We start from the raw sequence: 18,864 nt of genomic DNA, 5'->3' as shown, positions 1-18,864 counted from the left end.
CTCCTATCTTATTCAACCCCTAAAGCCTTAAACACGGCATCTTCTGCGCTCTGATAGAAGATAATGCTGAAATTACCCATAAGCTCAGGCGGCACCACGCCGAGATCGGCTGTGGAAGTTATGGGGAGAAGCACCTTCTTAGCTCCGCTGTCAAGGCATACTTGCAGAGAATTTGCCAAGTCCTCAGCCTTGATAAGCGAACCGCTGATGCTGATCTCACCGAGAACAGCCAAAGACGGAAGTGCAGGCTTTCCCAATGCAATAGAGCATATTGCGATCAGCGTAGATGCCGCAAGTGTAGAGGTCATACCGATACCTTGCAAGTCCTGATAGTTGATGATATAGTCCTTAGTGGATATGTCGATTGAGCCGCTGATAAGCTTGCCATTGGCTTTGAGGAAGTTGTATGCAGTAGCGACCGCTTCTTTTGCTTCACGGTCACTTCCAAGACCTGTTTTCTCAAACTTACCGTTACCTGGCAATACCCGAGATTCAAGTCTGAATACACCGAGCATTCCTGTTTTTCCTCTTGACACATTATATACCTGTCCTGGATTGCAGATGCCTTCGGGAATCAGTTTTCCGCCGCCCTGTTCAGGAACGGAAACATAATGCTCCTCAAATGTGTCGTTATCAATATAGGAGAAGTTCACATCGTAGAACTCCATACCGCCGAGCTTTTTGAGCTGTTCCTTCACTCTGCGGCGCATCTCAAGAGCAAATCGAATGATCTCCTCTAATTCCTCCTTTGTAAACTCTCCGTCAGGATAAATCAGCTTTACAAGGCCGCCGACCATTTTTCTAAAAGCAATCGTGTCACTCTGATTGAGGTTCTTGCCGAGCTTAAAATATCTGTCGATCACATCGCCGGACTGCACCTTACGAAGCTCTCTGATAAACTCAGCAAGATAGTCGGTAATAAAGTTGTGAAATGCTCAGGACGGAACTTCGGTATCTCCCAACCTGGGATATAGCAGTGCATACGATCAAGAAAAGCCGTATCTGTACCCATTTCAGGCGGGAAGGGATCAAACAGGCTTGATGTTTTCAGCAAAACATCTACACTCTGATTGATGTTTCCGACAAAGACCATAGAAGCCGAAGCCCAGATTTCTTCTTTTCCTCTTGCGAAAGAACCCGAAGCCATGTAGTCTTTCATGATCTGAACGCCATCTTTGTCCTTAAACTTGATGCCTGCGACCTCATCAAAGGCTACACAGTCCCAAAGTCCAACAAGACCGACAGAGTGCCTGCTCATATTATAGAACAGATTAGCGACCGTTGTTTGACCACCGGACACAAGAATACTGTTCGGAGAAATCTCTTTGTAGATGTGAAACTTAACCGTAGAGCGCGGCCCCAGCTCACACATATTAAAGTTATTCTCTACAAGCGGTATCATTCTGGCGAGTAAAAGCCATTTTTCTCTTTCAGTCAGGGTATCCGGCTCCATTCCGATAGAACGGAGAAGCACATCTATCCATTCCTCTTTGGTAAAGGCTTTTCTGCCTTCTCTCAGATCATTCATATCCACATAGGGCATCTGGATCGGAGTCAGCTTATTGATAACAATAGGCGGTACTGCCTTGTTTGTTTCATTATCAAAAAGAGAATCACCGCTTAAATACTCAAGATTTATGATACACCAGATACCACCGCACAGGAGTCGATCATATTCCTGCGGATAGTTTTCTGAAATAGGCACTTTGCCAAGACCGAGGTTTGAGAACCACGCTTCATAGCTGTCAGTTCTAAGGTTCAGAGTGACCGTCATTCTGTCAATGATGCTCATCGAACCTCTCTGTCTCAGCTTAGAAAGCACCTTTTCGGACTCGTCAGGACAGACATAGTTTTCGGACAGAATCCTCTTGATCTGTTCTACACCGTCCTGCACAACATCTTCATCATCGTTGCTGCAATACTGCCCTAAAAGAAATTCTAGGACATAGACAGGAACATTCGCACCCTCTTTGATACGTTTTGTCAAGTCCTTGCGGACAATCTTACCGTCAAAGTTCTCTTTGAGCTTGCGGTATAGTTCCTCTCTTGTACTGCGTTCCGTAAACATATTATCTTCCATTTATCTATCTCCATTAAAAAATGAAGTCATTAGCCATAGCTATGTCGATCGTGAACGGAATTATAGCAAGCTGAATGTTATGCTCCTCGTCCATAATGATAAGGTAGTATTTATCCTTATTGCTGTAAATCCTGTTCTTGAATGAAAATCTCAGCTTTGCTTTCGTGTTCAGAGGATTACTCTCTGCACTGTCAGCATGATACTGATTCTCATTCGATACTCTTTCGCCGTCCTCAGTTTCAAAGTAAATGTGATAAGTCGCAGGCTTGACCACATCAGAAACAGGCTGCCTTTGGAAAAATTCGAGATTTACGCTGAGGTTTGTGATCTTGCTGGTATTCGTAGTCATTGAGATCTCTGCAAATGTCGTTTCGACCTTAGATTTCTCTGTTTTTACATCGATCAGCGGAATGATCATCTCCTGGGGAGAGCAACCGCCGTGAACAAAGTTCAGACCGCCACCCTGAGCCTTAAAAATATCTGCACTTATGGGAAATGATACGCTTCTTGTATCACCGTTTCCGTAAACATCACCGAGGGAAACACCGCTTATGTCGTCCATTTCGATAACTGTATCTGTCACAGCGTATCTCTTGCCCATGAACTGCGATTTAGAGGATACATCACCGATCTTATTGCCGACTTGCAGCTCATCACGCTTATACTATAATAAGTATAACATATTTAATTGTATTTTTCAAGCATTTCAGTGTTTCAAAAGAAATGTATATGAACTTGACAGAAAACCCAAATAGCAGTATAATGGTTTTACCAAATAATCTGGAGGTAACAACAATGGTAAAAAAGACTAATTCAAAAGCTGCTACTGTTGCAGAATCTAAGACAGAGATAGAAACTGCTCCTGTCAAGGAGACTGCCGCAGAAGCTCCGGCTGAAAAGCCTGCAAAGAAGCCTGCTGCAAAAAAGCTCCTGCTAAGAAAACAGCTACCAAAGCAAATGCCCCTGCAAATGCTGCTGAGAAGAAAACGCCTGTAAAGTCAAAGACTGCTGCTAAGTTGTCTGATCCTAAGGAAACCGTAAAGGTTCAGTTCGGTGGAGAAGAATTTGATTTTGCTAATATCAAGAAGGCTGTTGAGGCTGACTATAAGAGCAAATTCAAGGGTAAGGTCAAGACTATTGAGATTTACATCAAGCCAGAGGATAAGGCTGCTTATTACGTTATCAATGGTGATTTCTCCGATAAGGTTGAGCTTTGATTATTATGTATATGTTTTACGGGAACAGAACAGCTCTGTTCCCGTTTTTCATATAAGGAAAAACTAATTGACAGGAGTGGTATTATGAAAAAAGTAAATCGTAAAGAGTTGTTTACAGTCAGGGCAAAGGCTTTAGACACCAATGAATGGGTCTATGGTAATGCTGTGTTTATTGGGGGGAAGGCATATATATTATCTTTACCTCCTCAAAAGACAAAAAAGATTGCATTGTCTGCATTGAACGAATATTTGATTGAGATTGACACGGATACGCTGGATAGAAATATCGGAGAATTTGACCTTAATGGTACTATGATCTTTGAGAATGATATTATATCCGAGAAAACTATTGACCCCGATCCTTACGATCCACCCGAAGGATATTATCTTATAAAATGGGTGGCTGAATACAATGAATTTATGGCAATCCCGATTGATGACGGTAGGCTAATAGCTGATCCTGTAGTTGATTGTGATTCAATGCTTGCCATAAGACATACTGAATACTATGTTGTTGGTAATATCCACGAGAATAGGGTGGAAGATTATATTCCTAAATTATTGTTTTAGGAGGCTAATACAGAGACAATTGTAGTTATTAATACATTTATTATAAAATATTTGATGAAAAGCACCCAATTGTTTTTTCATACTGTATATCCCGCTACTGGGAGGCGGGATATACAGCTACTAAATCAGAAGTAGGGATTCAAGCAATTGAAGGTGCTTTAGAAGTAGTAACAATTTAATTGATAAAACGGAAAACAGTACACACTTCGTTAATCAATCCTTATCACGCATCTTATAAACCAATGTACATTCTTTTTTCATCTGGTCTTCATCATAGATTCTATCATTATTAATCTAAGGATATTTTTTTCCTTATTCTCTGCTGATTTTTTGTGTAATTATGCCACAGATATATTTATGAATTCTCCGATGATACATTATAAGCTGAAATCAATTTATTATAAACAATCACAGCGTTTTCAGCATAATTCCTTGCATCGACCTCACAGTTGAGGGTATAATATCGCATTATATCCTTTGTTAAATCTCCATAATGCTCAAATTCCTGTTTGTATATGATAGCATCTTTATATAGCATTAGATTTTTCGATTCGGGAGCAGCACTTTCATATTCTTCAACAATCAAATGCTGATAACAATGACGGACCTCATGACATACACTATTTAATACATCGTTTACATCATCATTCTCCAAATGGTCTATATCTATATACACAGTGTATTTCTCGTTTGAATACTGACCCAGAATTTGCTTGTCCAGTTTTGAAGTGCCGAGATTTATTATATGAGAGATTCCCATATTGCTGGCTTCTATATTTGCAACCGTGTTAAGAACCTTAAGTTTTTCGGTAGTGTCGAGTTTTTTCCACTTGCTTTCCTGCAAGAGTAAGATTTCATCCATATGGTCATCAATGCTGTAATGGCTTCCAACTGTTTCATATGAATCGACTTTTGTGCTTATGAGATTATTCCCTGCAATTCTGTTTATTAGCATAAATACTAGGATAATAGTCATACATATAACAATAGCAAAATACATATAGAATAAACATCTTGACAACATTCCCATAATGTACTGACATTTATTACACCTATTATGTAATCGAATTTTATACAAAACTATTGCAAATATAGCGGTTGTCAGACCAACAACTATTCCTGAGCAAATGATGTATGTCTCTAAAAGCTTGCGATAAGTGAATAATGTGTACACACCGAAGGGAAAAATAGTTATCAGAAAACACTTTAGTGCATACTCCTTTCTTGAAGAAAGGAGCTTTATGCCAATGACATCGGCTGCTATTATTAGTGCTATAAAAAGGAATGTCGATAAAGGTCTGCTTATGTCTTCTATGCTGCGAAACAATAGAGTTAAATAATTCATTAGCATTATTGCTTGATAGAACGCCAAGTCAAAATATAGCTTAAAATTAGTTTTCGTTTTGACCATTACATCACCTTCTTATGAGAATATTTCAAAAATCGCGAGTATTCCGATTATTATAGCTAACACAACCAGAAACACGATTATAGTGCATATCTGTTGCGAAAAGAATCCTATCAAAACAGGTGTTAAAAACAGATACCATTTACTTGGACCATATAGTTCATACTCCTCTTCGGTGCGAACGTAGTATATGATTGAAAGGATTATTGCTACAAAGATATGAAAAGGATCATTAGCTTTTCCGTCTAAATATCCAAACATATCTATTATGTATGTTGATAGATTTGATAGAAATGCGGAGAATACAAAGGATGATATTAAACAGAACGCAAGATATGGAACTGTATTATGTAGATATACTTGTTTATGAATATATGCGTTTGCATTATTGTAAGTAGACGCTGAATGGAATACTGGTGTATTATTAACAACTGGAGTTATAGCTGCAGGCGTTTGTACTGTCATAGGGGAGTTGTTAATTTTCATGAGGTTTTGATTTGCCTTTTGTGCAATTGCTTTTAATTCATTATCTGCCTTGCAATAGGGGCACTCATTACTGTGGTATATCAAATGTCTTCTATCATATGAGCATTTGTGAGAATTGCGAAGTGTTTGACTTAGTATGTTCATCCATTCGATAGGAGTTACTCTTGAAGTGGGATGATCAGCGCCATATACAAATGTTTTTTGGAATGCTTCTTGTATATCTTTAGGAAGCATACTAAACGATACTGACCCTTTTTGTGGTAAGTATTTGTTTCCTCCGTTTATAGGTGGAAATATGCGTTTCTTTATTAACTCGTTTTCAGTAACAAATTGTGCCGATGATGAAAGACTTGGACTTGCTGATGTTGAAAACGGGTATGAGTTGACTAGCAACCAGTAAATCAAAGTTGCCATAGAAAAGTAATCTGTGTATTTAGTAAATGTAGGGAGAGGGCAGGGAGGCATTAAAACGCCAAATTTTCCCCATTTTTCTTGAATCTCTGCCGGCAATATCCATGTGCAGCCCACAACACAACGGTATTCATATTTTGGAGTGATAATATGAAAACTGTCTGTGTCTATAGCAGTTATCTGATTTGTGTCATGTATAATAAAGTTTCCAGGATTAAGATCTCCTATAATAATACCACAGCGATGAAGGTTTTCGGTCAAGGCGCAGATATTGTAGGCAAGTTTGATCCTATTTTCAACGCTTATTCTTTCAATAAACATACTTTTGAATGTTTCGCTGCCCTTTATTCTATCCATTGAAAAGCCAATAAACTTTCCGTTTATATCCGTTACAATTTCCCTTGGCCAAGCCGCAAAGCTTCTTAATGTATTATCCACCGACATACTTAACATATGACGTATTTTACTTTCTTTAAATATGTCGGGATTCTTGTAAATCTTAATTGCTGTAGTGTTATTGATAGGAAAAACAGTAGCTTCGCCTCCTACGCCTATACAGTTTTTATCATCGATTTCATATCTAACAATCCCGACAAAAATGGTCATTTTAATCAGCTCCTTTGTTTACATTATTGAGTTTTGATAGTATATCCTGTTCCCTTTTTTCTTTGAGTTTCTTCCAATCCGGTTCCAGATAATAAGCTTTATCTGTTAAGGGAGGCGTTTGACTCATATCAATTAGTATTGCTGATGCTATAGTAACATCATCAGTGACTGATTCAAGCATAGTATTTGCCATATGCTCCTCATGGACATTTGAGAATACCGTTTCATACTTCTTTGTGACAGTATCGGTTATTCTTCTTTCTGTCAGTATTCTTTTTATGTACTTGCTATATGCATTAAATGATTTTGGTGTAATCGCAGATTCGAGAATCGAAGCACATAGAAATGTATACACCTTATTATCACCGTATTTAAGGAATTCATGTTTAAAAACATCGAGCAATCCATCAGTAATGATCATTACAGCACTTACATTTTCTGATTGCCCAAACTCCCAATAATCAGACTTGTGAAAGGGATAGACATAGTTTGCAGGCATATATTGAGGTTTTTGTTCCTTAGTTATACAATGATATTCGCCATATAAATCTCTTGTGATTATTCCACCATCACCGCTATGTGCATAGAATAGTCTCCCACTTTTGGTATTTAATACAGCAATATCAAGTGTTGATAAATAGTCATTCAAGTCCTTATTGTATTTTGATTGATACCACTGATTGGTGTTATGAAAACAGACATTAAGAAGGGCGGGAAGCACGTCATCGGAAATAGTACAAGTGTTGTAATTGAATTCTATAACGAATTCTTGAGAATGCCGAACAAGTTCCTTTGCCGCCACATCACTGTGACGGCTGGAACCTAATCCATCTGCAGTAAAAAGTACAATGTACTTATCTATTCTCATACACGTTGAAAAGTCCTGAACGGGTTTATTGTTCTTTTTGTGAGAAGTACCAATTACTGTTGTGGCTTGCATTACGCTCTTGTTCATAAGATCACTCCCTTATGCCATTTGAGTTACATATTGTACGTTTTCAGGTATGGCGAGTTGAACATCGGTACCTGCTTGGCTTTGACTAACTTTTGTTATGGACTGTGAAACAAATTCAATAAAAGGAACGATTGGAGATTCTCCTGATTTGCAGTCGATTAGGAATGCATCTTTATTTGGTGAGATCTTAGTTAGTGCTGCTACACTTTCTTTGTTAAGTCCAAAAGCGAAAAACTGAACATGGCTTTCTTTCAAGCGTTTGATACTTTTTTTTACGTCATCCGTGGGCAATCCGTCGGAAATCAAGAAAATCGCAGGGCGATTCATTTTAATTTCTGACATTGCGTGTATTATTTCATCGGTTCTGTTCAACGTGTCTTCTAATGCTTTACCCATTCTAGTAGCCCCACCTGTCTTAAACGAAGGTGCCACAAAATTATTAAGACTTACAGTATCATAAACCTCAACACTATTATTAAATGTTACAAGAGTAATTAGTACATCTGAACTTTCTTTCTCGCTTAATGCGCTTATGGTTGTAAGTGAGTTGACTGCAGCCTGTAAATCAGTTTCAAAGTATTCCATGGATCCGCTTGTATCTATAAGTATGGATACCGGATAAAGCTTGGAATCGCTTCTGACTTCAATCTGTTCTAAATTTGTACTCATTGATTATTCCTCCATTCTAACTTTAGTTAAATTTTGTACCATTCAGTAAATCTGTGATACATTTTTCTGTTTCCGTTTTTCAACTTTTTAAGGAGAATAATGGCTATTAACATTTTTAGTATGTTTTTCATTTTAGCCTCCCTTCGTAATCTGTATTATTATAATACCATATCACGTATGTTTTGTCTTGACATTTTTAAGCCATAACGGATTTTGATGGATTTTGTTATCATAATGTAAATCCGCTTTCAAATCCTAATACAAAATAGTATAGTGTTCAGAATAGCTGCGTGTTTTTCAAAACAAATACATTAATGCCTGCATACTGATTATTGACTACTTGTATATAGTCTGATATAATATAATTGTATTATGTTGACTATGAAAATAATGATAAACACATGGCTATGAGTAGGTTGAATCAAGAATGCTTCAACATGTGTAACAGGAATATAATGATTCCAAATAATCCAAAGGAGTGTTTAAATGCTTCACTGCATGAAACTAAACAGAGACCCTTTTGAAAAGATAAAAAGCGGCAGCAAAACAATAGAGATGCGCCTTTTTGATGAAAAGCGCCAAAGAATAAGTGTCGGCGATTTTATAGAGTTTTCATCTGCCGATAACTTACCGAAAAAAATACAGACACGAGTGACTGCACTTCACCGCTTTTCAAGCTTTGAAGAATTGTATTCTGCTTTCCCTAAAGAGAAGAAATTAGGCTATTCTCCTGCGGATACTGCCGATGCTCACGATATGGAAGAATACTACTCTTTAGATAAACAGAAAGAGTACGGGGTGGTCGGCATAGAGCTTCGCATGACCGATCTTCAGAAATATATTGATGCTCAGGAAAAAGGCTATGATTTCGGAGAGCCCTATCAGACTGCTTTATCTGAAATAAAAAACGGGCGTAAGATAACACATTGGATCTGGTATGTTTTTCCTCAGATACAAGGACTGGGTTGGAGCGGTATAACCGCTTATTTTTCAATCAGAGATATTATTGAGGCGACAGACTATTACGAGCACCCTGTTTTAGGGGCAAGACTTATTGAAATAACAGAGGCTTTGTATGAGCTTAACTGCTATGACCTTGTTTCTGTTTTGGGCTTAACAGATGCCCTTAAGCTTCGTTCCTGTATGACCTTGTTTAACAGGGCGATACCTCAGCAGCAGTTATTTAAAAAAGTGTTGGATAAGTATTGTCAGGGCATGGAGGATGATAAGACATTAAGAGCGCTGAATCTTATATAGCTGTCTTTATTGTTCATTGAACGAGTGCGTTGCATTTGAGACGTGTCTGAAATGCTTAAAAAGCACCTGATATATCCAAGTTAACTGGATATATCGGGTGTTTTGTTCAGATAGTCACCACATCATCAAACAATACCATAAAGTCGCCAAAGTCTCTATTGACATGAAAATGTCCTGCGAACCACTTCTTGAATTCAAGCTCTCTGTAAAGCCATTCAAAATATCCTGTTAGTTCAGCATCGTGAGGGTCAGGAACAGCACCGAGCCTGTAAATAAATGAATCGGGAATGGTGTGCGTAAGTACATAATCGACTTTATAACCCAGCCCTGCAAGGGTTTTCTTTGCATGAGCATATTCTTCGTTGTTTGGTAATTCCTGAGGCCACCAGAAATTCGGATCTCTGGTTGCTTTATCTCTTGAATATGCACCACCAAAGCAGAAGAAAGAGTGTCCTTCAATGATAAAGCTCTCTCCACGAATCAGATGAAAAATATTTTTACGAACCTGATGAGCTTTGCCTCCGCAGAAATCCACAATGGGGTATTCGTACAATTTATCAAAGTTCTCATGATTACCGTCAACGAAAGCAATAGTATATGGGAGCAGCTCCATTGCATTAAGATGCATTTCATCATAATCTCTGCCCAAGGTAAAACCAAAATCACCGCATACGATAGCTGTATCGCCTTTGCCTATTCCTGCGTGTTCAATCCTACTTGTGAAATCATGAAAATGTGCGTGAGTGTCACCTGTTATATAGATCATTATTATCACCGCCTAAATAAATTTTAATATAAACATATCCTATGAATGAAGTGAAGCTATACTTACCTTTTCAATGATCTCAAGCTCTTTGCTTTGTTGATTTTATAGGATATATCGAGTTGTATCTGATTTATCTTATAAGCTTATGACCTTTCCGGGTTTGTCTTTAGCACTGCTTTTGCGCCGGCTTGATTTATCTCTCTAACAAACTTCACAGCATCCTTTTTTAGTCTGAATGGTATTACTGTTGGTAAAGCTTCAAGCCTGTTTGCTGCTTTTATCGTAGACTCGCCTTTAGCTTCTGCTATAAGCTGAGCGATCAGCATTTTGTCCCCACTACATTCAGTAATAACTGCGTGATACTTCATTGATTTTTCTTGCTTTTTACGCTCGTTTTCCTCTTCAGCTTCGATCTCTGCTATTTGAGCATCGATTTTTGCTATTAAGCTGTCTACGTCCATTTGAGGTTTTGTCATGAATGGGTTGGGCATCATTATCGGTGGTTTGATCCGTTCCTCGGGATTTGATTCCATGGAAGCCATTAGTTTCTGCTTTTTCATTTCCTTAACCATTTCCACAAAATCAAGAGATTTAAGTTCCTTCACAGACTTTTCAGCCTGATATATTGGAGGAGTCCATTTACTGTTATCGTACATTTCCTCGTATCTGGGAAGATGTGCAATATACTTATACTGACTATCGATCATTATCAATGCAGAGCCTGTAGGCATTGCTGCGAGCTGAGATGCTGTAATAAGAGGTTCCTTCAAAAGATGACCGTTTCGTTCCAATTGTCTTTCACCGCAACGCTGTGACCACTCGTTTAAAGTTTCCCAATTGTTTGTTGAGAATCCTACCGTTATACCTATGCTTGAACCTATGGTCTCTGCTTTACTGGAACCGTAAACATCTTTTAGCTGCGAATAGCTTTGCAGTATCAACATAAGTCTTATGTTGCGGCTCCTTCCTGCTACACACAGATTTGGAAGTGAAGGGATACTTTTCCCTGTAGAGCCAAGCTCCTCTAAAATTATATTTACTCTTATAGGGAGCTTACCACCTTTATCTTGTGCAACACGAATCAAATGCTGCGTAAGCTGGGAAATCAGCAAACCTGATAAGGAGTCATATACATCGCTCTCATCAGGGGTTATCACGTAACATGCAAATGGACGCTCAACGTCAATGTCCATAATGTTGAGATTATCTTCACCAAGCATTTCCATCAACCCTTTACTTCTGCTAAACACCTCGATACCTGACACAGCAACACTATGAATAGAGGCTCTTGTATCGTTTGGAGCTGTTGCATATGGGGCGAGGTTCCTTTTAGCTAAAGAATCACTTGGAAGAGAGTCATAAAATGTTTTTAGTATTGTACTACCTCCAAATTTAACCTCAGACTGTTCCATCATGATAGACACATTATTGAGATTTACCATATCTTCAGGAAAAGTTTCAAATAATGCGTATATCAGCCCCTTTGCATACTGTGCTGCTGAGTCAGGCCAGAATTTATCCGATTTCCCATCATACGGATAAACTCCGCTGCAGAGTTCACTGACTATAGAGCAGGCAATATCTGTTTCGTCCGGGTCATCTGAACGAAACAAACGATAAGGAGTTGTGAGGGCATTCCACTTGGTTGGGCTTTTGCGGGGGTAACGGTAGTCTATACAGAAAAGCTGATAGGTATCAGGAATGTAGCAAGAAGTGTTTTTGAACCCTTCTCCTTTTGGGTCAAGAGCTATAAAGCTCTCTCCTTTCTCTATCACTTCTCTTATAAAAGGAAGACTACAGCACTGACTCTTTCCCTTGCCGGTACGCCCTATAACTGCTATATGCGATTCTCCGTCGTCAGTGTATTTATCGCCATTCTCGTAATACAATATAGGTCCTGCGCCTACTTTTGAATCTGTTGTATTATTTAAGCGGCGTTTGATTTCGCTATCTGTATTCCATCTTTCGCTTCTGCTCATTTTTATCGCTCCTTTCAAAAGGCTTGTTATACTGTTCTATAAAAGCTTTCAGTCCCCTCTCATCAATGAAAGGTGAGAAACCTGAGAAGTCAGCATAGTGAATAACCATTTCTGCTGTTGAAATTGCACTCTTGACACTTGTTATATTGAAAGCGTTGACAATCTTCAGCAAAGCAGTACGAAATGTTTCACTATGAGATATAGTGACCCCATGCTCTTTGATATTTTTGATGATGAGGTCACAAATGTTTTCTTCACTATATGGAACAGTACCCAGACGTTTTATATTTTCAACGTTTTCACACAGCTTGCTGAGGAGTTTTTCTTCATTTCTGGTTGGAGATGAATGAATAAAGAAAACAATACAAGCAGTTTCACTAACTGTTTTACAGTTTTTCAAAAACTCTGTACACTGAACTTCACCTAAATGCTGCGATATTGCGCTTATATCCATGCCTACAATATTACAGAACCCATTAGTGTATACCGCAGCTGAGTCAATAGTATTAAACGATTGCTTCAACTGCTGAAGTGTTCCATCAAAGGTCAGTTCAATATAGTCATCGAGGCTACGGTTAAAGTCAAGCACACCGGTCTCACTAAAACAGTCCGTCATGTATTCTAAGATTGTTGTCCTGCCGGAACCGGAATCAAGCTGTATTGCCAGATGGGGCGGTCTCAGTCCACACTGTTTGTAAACATGTGCTTCACTGCAAATTTTCTCGATTTCACCGCAGACATCTTCAAGACCGATAGGCTTTGTTATTTTACAATATTTCATATACTACCTCCTTTTACCACTCGGAAATAGGATCTCCGATATGATCCACAAGCCCATATTTGAGAGCATCTTCTGCACACATAATGTTATCACGCTCTGTATCCAATTCGATTTTTTGTGGGGTCTGGCCTGTACTCTCAGAGATGATCCTATTTAGTCTTACACGTGTTTTGAGCATATGCTCTGCATGAATTCGTATATCTGTTGCTTGTCCATTTATGCCGCCAAGAGGTTGGTGGATCAGAACCTCTGCATTTGGCTGACACCAACGTTTTCCTTTGGTGCCTGCAGCAGTCAAAAGAAAAGCGCCCATGCTTGCCGCCATTCCACAGGCTACTGTCACTATATCGCACCTGATTGCTTTTGACGTATCGTAGATACTGAAACCTGCGGAGACCGAGCCCCCTGGGCTCTGGATATAAATAATTATATTCTCTTCGGAATCCCTTGCCAAGCTTCTAAGTGCTGAGTTTACAACTGCTGCCACTTCTTCATCAATTTCACCTACGATTGACATGGTGCGATGCGCAAAGTCAATGTCTAGGACATCTAACAGCATATCCTGACCGCTATAATTAACGGCCTTTTTCATTAAGTAGTTCATAAGTATACTCCTCCATATAGCCAAATAGTTTTGTAATGATATATTAATTGTTATTTGTATAAAAGGCTTCCCACGACGGTGAAGTAGATACTTCACCGTTTCGTTCGATTGCCAGTCGAAAACTCATCAGGCAGGATATACATACTTTTAATCTGTAAGAGTGGAAAATCTTTATTACTTTGAAATGCATTTGGTATTATTTACTTTGTAATTTGAGATTGATTATTTGTTAAGATTGATATTAGTTGAAGTCTTATTACCGCTGCCGTCTGACTCAACTATTGTTCCAGATCCATCGCTACGAATATTTACATGAATTGATTCGTGAGGCCCACTGGCTGGATCTCTATCATATATGTTTATGTGAGATGTTCCGTGATTATCGTTGTGAGCTTCGATATATACGCCTTGGTTGTTTGATGTAGCCATAAAAAAGTCCTCCTTTAATTCATTTTACTTGTAACAAATGCATTTCCACACTACAGAAAGGATAATTACCTATGATACAATCCACCTGATGAGTTTCCGTCGCTGTCATAGTCGAACCCACCATGACCGTGTCCACAATCAGAACTGCTTGGCCAAAAAATATCCACATGACTCTCAGTTCCTTTGATGACACTCCCATCATCACAAGTTATTACATCTCTACCTCCCAACATATCAGATAACTGATTTTCTAGTGTGTAGGTACTCGGATCCCAATAATTCGACATACTTCATGTCCTCCTTTTTTTATTTGTGGTTACCCGCGACAATATAGCTAATGCATAACTGTTTCGTTTGAGAACCATTCAAACTCATCAGGCGGTATAATGATTATTTCATCCATAAAGATATATATATATTCCAATTAATTTGAGTTTCTTTTATTCTTTGATTTTCATTTGAATATACTACATATCCATATTGACTTTTCTATTTTAAAGTTTGTCCTGTACTGTAAATATAGTAGCATATATTATTAGTAAAGTGTGGGATTTTAGGATTTTAACGGATTTTTTGAAATTTTTTTTATCCGTTTTTGCAAATAGCAAATCATTATGATAGAATGCCTTGTATTCGTAATTAGTATAAAACCATGAGTGATTTAAGTGGATTTTGTTGGATATGATAAAGTTTAGCGTTAAACTGAGTGAAAACGATTCAAATCGTACCGATCATGATAATCTAGTGGCTTTCAATGAAGTGATTTGAGAAATACTCGACTGATTGGAAGAGTATAGTTTTACGGTATTGTGCAAATTTGCCAAAAATGTTGACAACTTATCTAAAACATGGTAAAATATATATGATGGCCATATCGTTTTTAGAGCTATTAAGGAGTGAGTTCATTGAAATACTATTTTGAATATAAAAACATTCGTTTTGAATTGTTAACGGAATATCCAGAGAAAACAGATGAAAGAGATGAAATAGTTCAAGAGCCTCCGATGATTACTGGAACTATGAAAAATCTCTTCAAAATGATTTATAAAGGTTCTAACCCCAAACCTGTTACAATCTATGAAAAAGATAAAATAAAAGGGGATGAGGTACAAAAATATCTATATGATGATAATAATAACGAACTGATTTCTTTTGATTCTTTCAATAGAACGAATAGAAAAATCAGGAATAGAATGAACGAAGCACTTGGAGAAGAGTTTTTTTCTAAATCCAAGAATAACAAGGAGTGTTTTTTTACTTTGGAAATAGACCAAGATGTAAATGCTAATTCCAAGGAAAAGAAATATACTGTTGGTATAAACAAAAAAGTACGAAATCATATCAGCATTGTTCCTGACGAGGAATATTCCGAATTTGTTGAAAAAATTAAAGATAAGATTGCACACGGTGAATTCACTCTGGGTGTAGAACAGTTTTCACTCGACTTCACCCACTATATTAGACGTGATTCTATTTCTGATGTTGTAAATGGAGTCCAAAGCAATCGCATAACGATATATGGCGATGACGGTGCAGGTAAAAGTACCTTTGTAAAGCACTATCTAATGGAAAGCTCGAAAAAATGGATATATGTTCAGTATAACGATTCGTTCTATTCTTCGTTTAGCTCATTAAAATTTAATGGATTTGATGATGATATATACAATAAATTGTATTCTGAATACAATGATGCTCGGGACATATTCTCTTTCCTTTTTGATTTAAAAGATGCTGAAGCACCTACCCACGAGATGAAAAAGGAGGAGTTTGTTTATTATATAAACGCCTTTCTTATTAGATCGATCAATCCTGATATTATATGCCTAGATGATTTTCCTGTCTATTCTAAAAAAGAGGAGAAATCCGTACAGGAGTTCATTAGCATAATAAATGGTCGTGATCATCATACTAAATTTATAATTACTATCAATCGAGAACCAATCACCGTTGCCAATAGAATACTGCTTGATCATACGTCAATAGATTTAAATGTTGTATTCTTGAAGTATCTTGAATCACCAAATCGTCAGGAAATGTTCTATGAAGAGCTGAAAAATGGACATGTTCTTCCTGTTTTTAAGATGTTGAATAACAATGTCTGTGCAATATCATGGCTTGCCAATTATATGCGAACTAAGTTTGTTGATGGTGCGCCAATTACTTTTGAATATGTAAAAGAAGTTCTGAATAAGCAGGGCGAATTGATCAATAACAATACATACGAGTATTATGATGCTTCAAATGTATTACAAGTGGAGACTAATTCTCTTTTGAGCTATTTAAAGACATTTATTCAGATAAATATTGAAGAGTTGTCTTCTCCTCAAGTATTGCTTCTTTTATGTATGGCTGGAAAATCAATAAGTAAGGATCTTTTTAAAAAGATATGTATCAATATGCTAAAAATATCTAGTGATAGTTTTAATAATGCAATGAGTGAGATGTATAAAAGCAGCTACCTAACATATCATACATCACACTATATTGTAAATCCTATCATAAAACTAATAATAGCACCTGAATTTAAAGTGTGCTATCAAGATGTTTTTAGTGCCTTTATGAAAGCATATAACACAAATGAGTCTGGTCTTGATCGTATACTGATAGAGTACCAAGACTATCTTGAGCAGCTTCTTGACAGGACTAATTCCGGATATGACATTATTGATTTGAGTCTAATGATAGTTAATTCTGCTCTGCTTGTAAATGATATTCGTACAGAAACGCTTGAAAAGATAATCAGGATAATTCGCAGCCGATCATTATTGTTTTCTCATGAATTAAATAGGAAGCTATACTATTTGTTTGAAAGGACTGGAGCGGACAATCTAAAAAAATTTGAATGCTATTATTATGTTGGAGATCTGCTTGATCAGAATAAACAATATGTGTTTTCGTCAAATCTAGCTAATCAGTTATTAGATGTTCTTTCAGTACATAATCCACGTAATGATTCAAGATGGAAAATAGATGAAAGTCATTTTATAAGATATAATATGGGCTTACTTTATTCTCTGATATTGGCGGATAGCGAAAACATACATACACTGGAAAATGCATATTATAAATATTATTTTGTTAAGAATGCATATTTGAAAGACTATCAGATGACTAACAAAGTCAAAGGAATAGTTAATTCTGATATAGGTGCATTATACTTGAATCTTGGGAAACAGTATGATGATTATTCTGTGATCCTTTCAAAAGAAGGCATAAACTCTAAACTTGACTGCATAAATAAGGCTCTTATACATCATGAATTGGCCAAAGATGTAAGGAACGCTATTATCCACGAAGAATTGAGTACATACGGTACCATCAATGATATCGAAATACTTAGAGATTATGTTAAAAGCTGTGATTGTATTGCAACTGATCTGTACTACTGTAAAGAATATGATAGAGCTATTGACTATCGAAAAACTGCGCTAAGTGACAACTTGGTAAAACAGTTCATCGATCAAGAACCGTTAATGCGGTGCGTTTATATAATGTACTTGAATATCGCTGGGTGTTATCACAAGATAATAGCTGAAAGACTAAGATCGGTATCGGATGATGAAATTGAGTATTGCTTATCTATTCTCAATGATTCAGAAGACTATTTTGATAAAGATTCAAATGAATATAGCCGTGTATTAGAATTGCAAAGCTTTTTTAAAGAAAAACAACTCAACCGAAGTAGGTGAAGTACATTATGAATCAATCAGTTAATTATGAAGAAAACAAATATGGTATTGAATCAATATTCGATAACCTTTTAACTGAATACAGGAAGCTCCAAATTCATAAATATGGAATGATTTATATAACAACTGTGGATATAAGTGAAGGCTGTATTGTTTGCTATGAATCACATATAAAGAATAGTTACATCAGGCATACTCTTCATCAAGGCTTTGTTGATTTGGTTTTTTCAGGACTGGCAGATAGGGCTGATGAGGTTATGATGATGCAAGATTACTTACAAAATCTAAATTTTAAAGCGGTGTATTGGCGAAACATTGGGGTTGATGCTGTTATAAGAATTGAAGTCCCCGTACTTGATGTTGACTCCCTTTCGGAGATTTCTCAAAAGAAAAGCATTGAAAAATGTCTTGATGCGGTATTTGAACTTAGTAAATTTACATTTATGTTAAAAAGAGCATCAATAGTAATAACGGCTTAGATTAGAAATGGATAGTTGTGATATAATAATATAGAAAACCAGATTATTCAATAATCCCGTATAGATTTGCTTTTATATCTTTCTGTTTCCCTTCTTCGCAGCCTTCTCTCTCCGCAGCTTTTCTTCCTCTACCAAATTAGATATATAATCACCTTTGGATAATTCCTCATAAGTCTTAAAAATATCCAAGTAAACATCATACCTTTTCCTACAGCCTTCAAGGTTTTCCTTGAGGGCTGATATTTTTGTGCTTAATTGAAGGTCCCCGCCCAACAACCCACCACCCTACCCAACGAACACCAAATAGACTAAACTAGAAGTAAGAAAAAAAGTCTAATTGGAGTTGATCAGAATGAACGAAATAGCAAGGATAAAGAACGAAGTCAGACTAAAGCAATGGGCTGAAATGGTCAGGCAAAGAAATGAAAGCGGCTTGAACGTTTCACAGTGGTGCAGACAGAATGGCATAAATCAGAAA

General features: G+C 37.2%; 16 protein-coding genes and 2 pseudogenes. 6 read left to right on the top strand and 12 right to left on the bottom strand.

Translation table 11 applies throughout. The annotated features are described in order from the left end of the window. Positions 1-8: 8 nt before the first annotated feature. Positions 9-2,068: pseudogene (gene brxL / locus AB5123_RS10505) on the bottom strand (protease Lon-related BREX system protein BrxL). 25 nt (positions 2,069-2,093) lie between these two features. Continuing rightward, the gene (locus AB5123_RS10500) at positions 2,094-2,663 is read right to left on the bottom strand and encodes a hypothetical protein (RefSeq protein ID WP_368364794.1); all 570 of its coding nucleotides are present in this window, start codon (positions 2,661-2,663) and stop codon (positions 2,094-2,096) included. Between the two features lie 212 nt (positions 2,664-2,875). On the opposite strand from AB5123_RS10500, the gene AB5123_RS10495 reads away from it, so the two are divergent. The 3 genes and pseudogenes from AB5123_RS10495 to AB5123_RS10485 all read left to right on the top strand — a co-directional run bounded on the left by AB5123_RS10495 (position 2,876) and on the right by AB5123_RS10485 (position 3,867). After that, positions 2,876-3,076 carry a hypothetical protein gene (locus tag AB5123_RS10495; RefSeq protein ID WP_368364793.1) on the top strand — a complete coding sequence of 67 codons (201 nt, stop codon included), beginning with the start codon at positions 2,876-2,878 and terminating at the stop codon, positions 3,074-3,076. Then, positions 3,061-3,297: pseudogene (locus tag AB5123_RS10490) on the top strand (DUF6465 family protein); the annotation flags it as partial. The gene AB5123_RS10495 and the pseudogene AB5123_RS10490, both read left to right, overlap by 16 nt. 84 nt (positions 3,298-3,381) lie before the next feature. Beyond that, the gene (locus AB5123_RS10485) at positions 3,382-3,867 is read left to right on the top strand and encodes a YopX family protein (protein WP_368364792.1); all 486 of its coding nucleotides are present in this window, start codon (positions 3,382-3,384) and stop codon (positions 3,865-3,867) included. 355 nt (positions 3,868-4,222) lie between these two features. On the opposite strand, the gene AB5123_RS10480 is transcribed toward AB5123_RS10485, so the two are convergent. From AB5123_RS10480 to AB5123_RS10465, 4 genes are all read right to left on the bottom strand, one after another. Next, on the bottom strand, positions 4,223-5,212 hold the full coding sequence (locus AB5123_RS10480) for a hypothetical protein (protein WP_368364791.1): 990 nt from the start codon (positions 5,210-5,212) through the stop codon (positions 4,223-4,225). A 78-nt stretch (positions 5,213-5,290) separates the two neighbouring features. Then, on the bottom strand, positions 5,291-6,778 hold the full coding sequence (locus AB5123_RS10475; RefSeq protein WP_368364790.1) for a hypothetical protein: 1,488 nt from the start codon (positions 6,776-6,778) through the stop codon (positions 5,291-5,293). A 1-nt stretch (position 6,779) separates the two neighbouring features. Further along, positions 6,780-7,733: a protein phosphatase 2C domain-containing protein gene (locus tag AB5123_RS10470; protein WP_368364789.1), complete on the bottom strand. Its 954-nt coding sequence runs from the start codon at positions 7,731-7,733 to the stop codon at positions 6,780-6,782. A 12-nt stretch (positions 7,734-7,745) separates the two neighbouring features. Then, positions 7,746-8,402, bottom strand: a complete 657-nt coding sequence (locus AB5123_RS10465) for a VWA domain-containing protein (protein ID WP_368364788.1) — start codon at positions 8,400-8,402, stop codon at positions 7,746-7,748. A gap of 486 nt (positions 8,403-8,888) precedes the next feature. Here AB5123_RS10465 and AB5123_RS10460 point away from each other — a divergent pair, with 486 nt between their 5' ends. Then, complete coding sequence (locus tag AB5123_RS10460; RefSeq protein WP_368364787.1) at positions 8,889-9,659, top strand: DUF1810 family protein; 771 nt, start codon at positions 8,889-8,891, stop codon at positions 9,657-9,659. A gap of 106 nt (positions 9,660-9,765) precedes the next feature. Here the strand turns inward: AB5123_RS10460 and AB5123_RS10455 are convergent, their stop codons facing one another. The 5 genes from AB5123_RS10455 to AB5123_RS10435 all read right to left on the bottom strand — a co-directional run bounded on the left by AB5123_RS10455 (position 9,766) and on the right by AB5123_RS10435 (position 14,218). Further along, positions 9,766-10,425 carry a metallophosphoesterase gene (locus AB5123_RS10455; protein WP_368364786.1) on the bottom strand — a complete coding sequence of 220 codons (660 nt, stop codon included), beginning with the start codon at positions 10,423-10,425 and terminating at the stop codon, positions 9,766-9,768. Positions 10,426-10,568: 143 nt separating this feature from the next. Continuing rightward, a complete protein-coding gene (locus tag AB5123_RS10450) occupies positions 10,569-12,404 on the bottom strand; it encodes a type IV secretory system conjugative DNA transfer family protein (protein ID WP_368364785.1) in 1,836 nt (611 codons plus the stop codon). Then, entirely contained in the window at positions 12,373-13,185 is an 813-nt protein-coding gene (locus AB5123_RS10445) for a hypothetical protein (RefSeq protein WP_368364784.1), read from the bottom strand. The genes AB5123_RS10450 and AB5123_RS10445 overlap by 32 nt, the downstream gene beginning before the upstream one ends. A gap of 13 nt (positions 13,186-13,198) precedes the next feature. Beyond that, positions 13,199-13,789 carry an ATP-dependent Clp protease proteolytic subunit gene (locus AB5123_RS10440; protein WP_368364783.1) on the bottom strand — a complete coding sequence of 197 codons (591 nt, stop codon included), beginning with the start codon at positions 13,787-13,789 and terminating at the stop codon, positions 13,199-13,201. Positions 13,790-14,011: 222 nt separating this feature from the next. Then, positions 14,012-14,218, bottom strand: a complete 207-nt coding sequence (locus AB5123_RS10435; RefSeq protein ID WP_368364782.1) for a hypothetical protein — start codon at positions 14,216-14,218, stop codon at positions 14,012-14,014. A 905-nt stretch (positions 14,219-15,123) separates the two neighbouring features. Here AB5123_RS10435 and AB5123_RS10430 point away from each other — a divergent pair. Beyond that, complete coding sequence (locus AB5123_RS10430; protein ID WP_368364781.1) at positions 15,124-17,907, top strand: hypothetical protein; 2,784 nt, start codon at positions 15,124-15,126, stop codon at positions 17,905-17,907. Positions 17,908-17,915: 8 nt separating this feature from the next. Further along, entirely contained in the window at positions 17,916-18,386 is a 471-nt protein-coding gene (locus AB5123_RS10425) for a hypothetical protein (protein WP_368364780.1), read from the top strand. Positions 18,387-18,458: 72 nt separating this feature from the next. Here AB5123_RS10425 and AB5123_RS10420 read toward each other — a convergent pair whose 3' ends face one another. After that, positions 18,459-18,659, bottom strand: a complete 201-nt coding sequence (locus tag AB5123_RS10420) for a hypothetical protein (protein ID WP_368364778.1) — start codon at positions 18,657-18,659, stop codon at positions 18,459-18,461. Between the last annotated feature and the right edge of the window lie 205 nt (positions 18,660-18,864).

Origin of the sequence: Ruminococcus sp. RTP21204st1_B2_RTP21204_210225 (assembly GCF_040914135.1) — a bacterium.
Classification (GTDB): Bacteria; Bacillota; Clostridia; order Oscillospirales; family Ruminococcaceae; genus Hominimerdicola; species Hominimerdicola aceti.
Note: the sequence above shows the minus strand (reverse complement) of the source record. Positions and strands in the feature narration are given on the sequence as shown.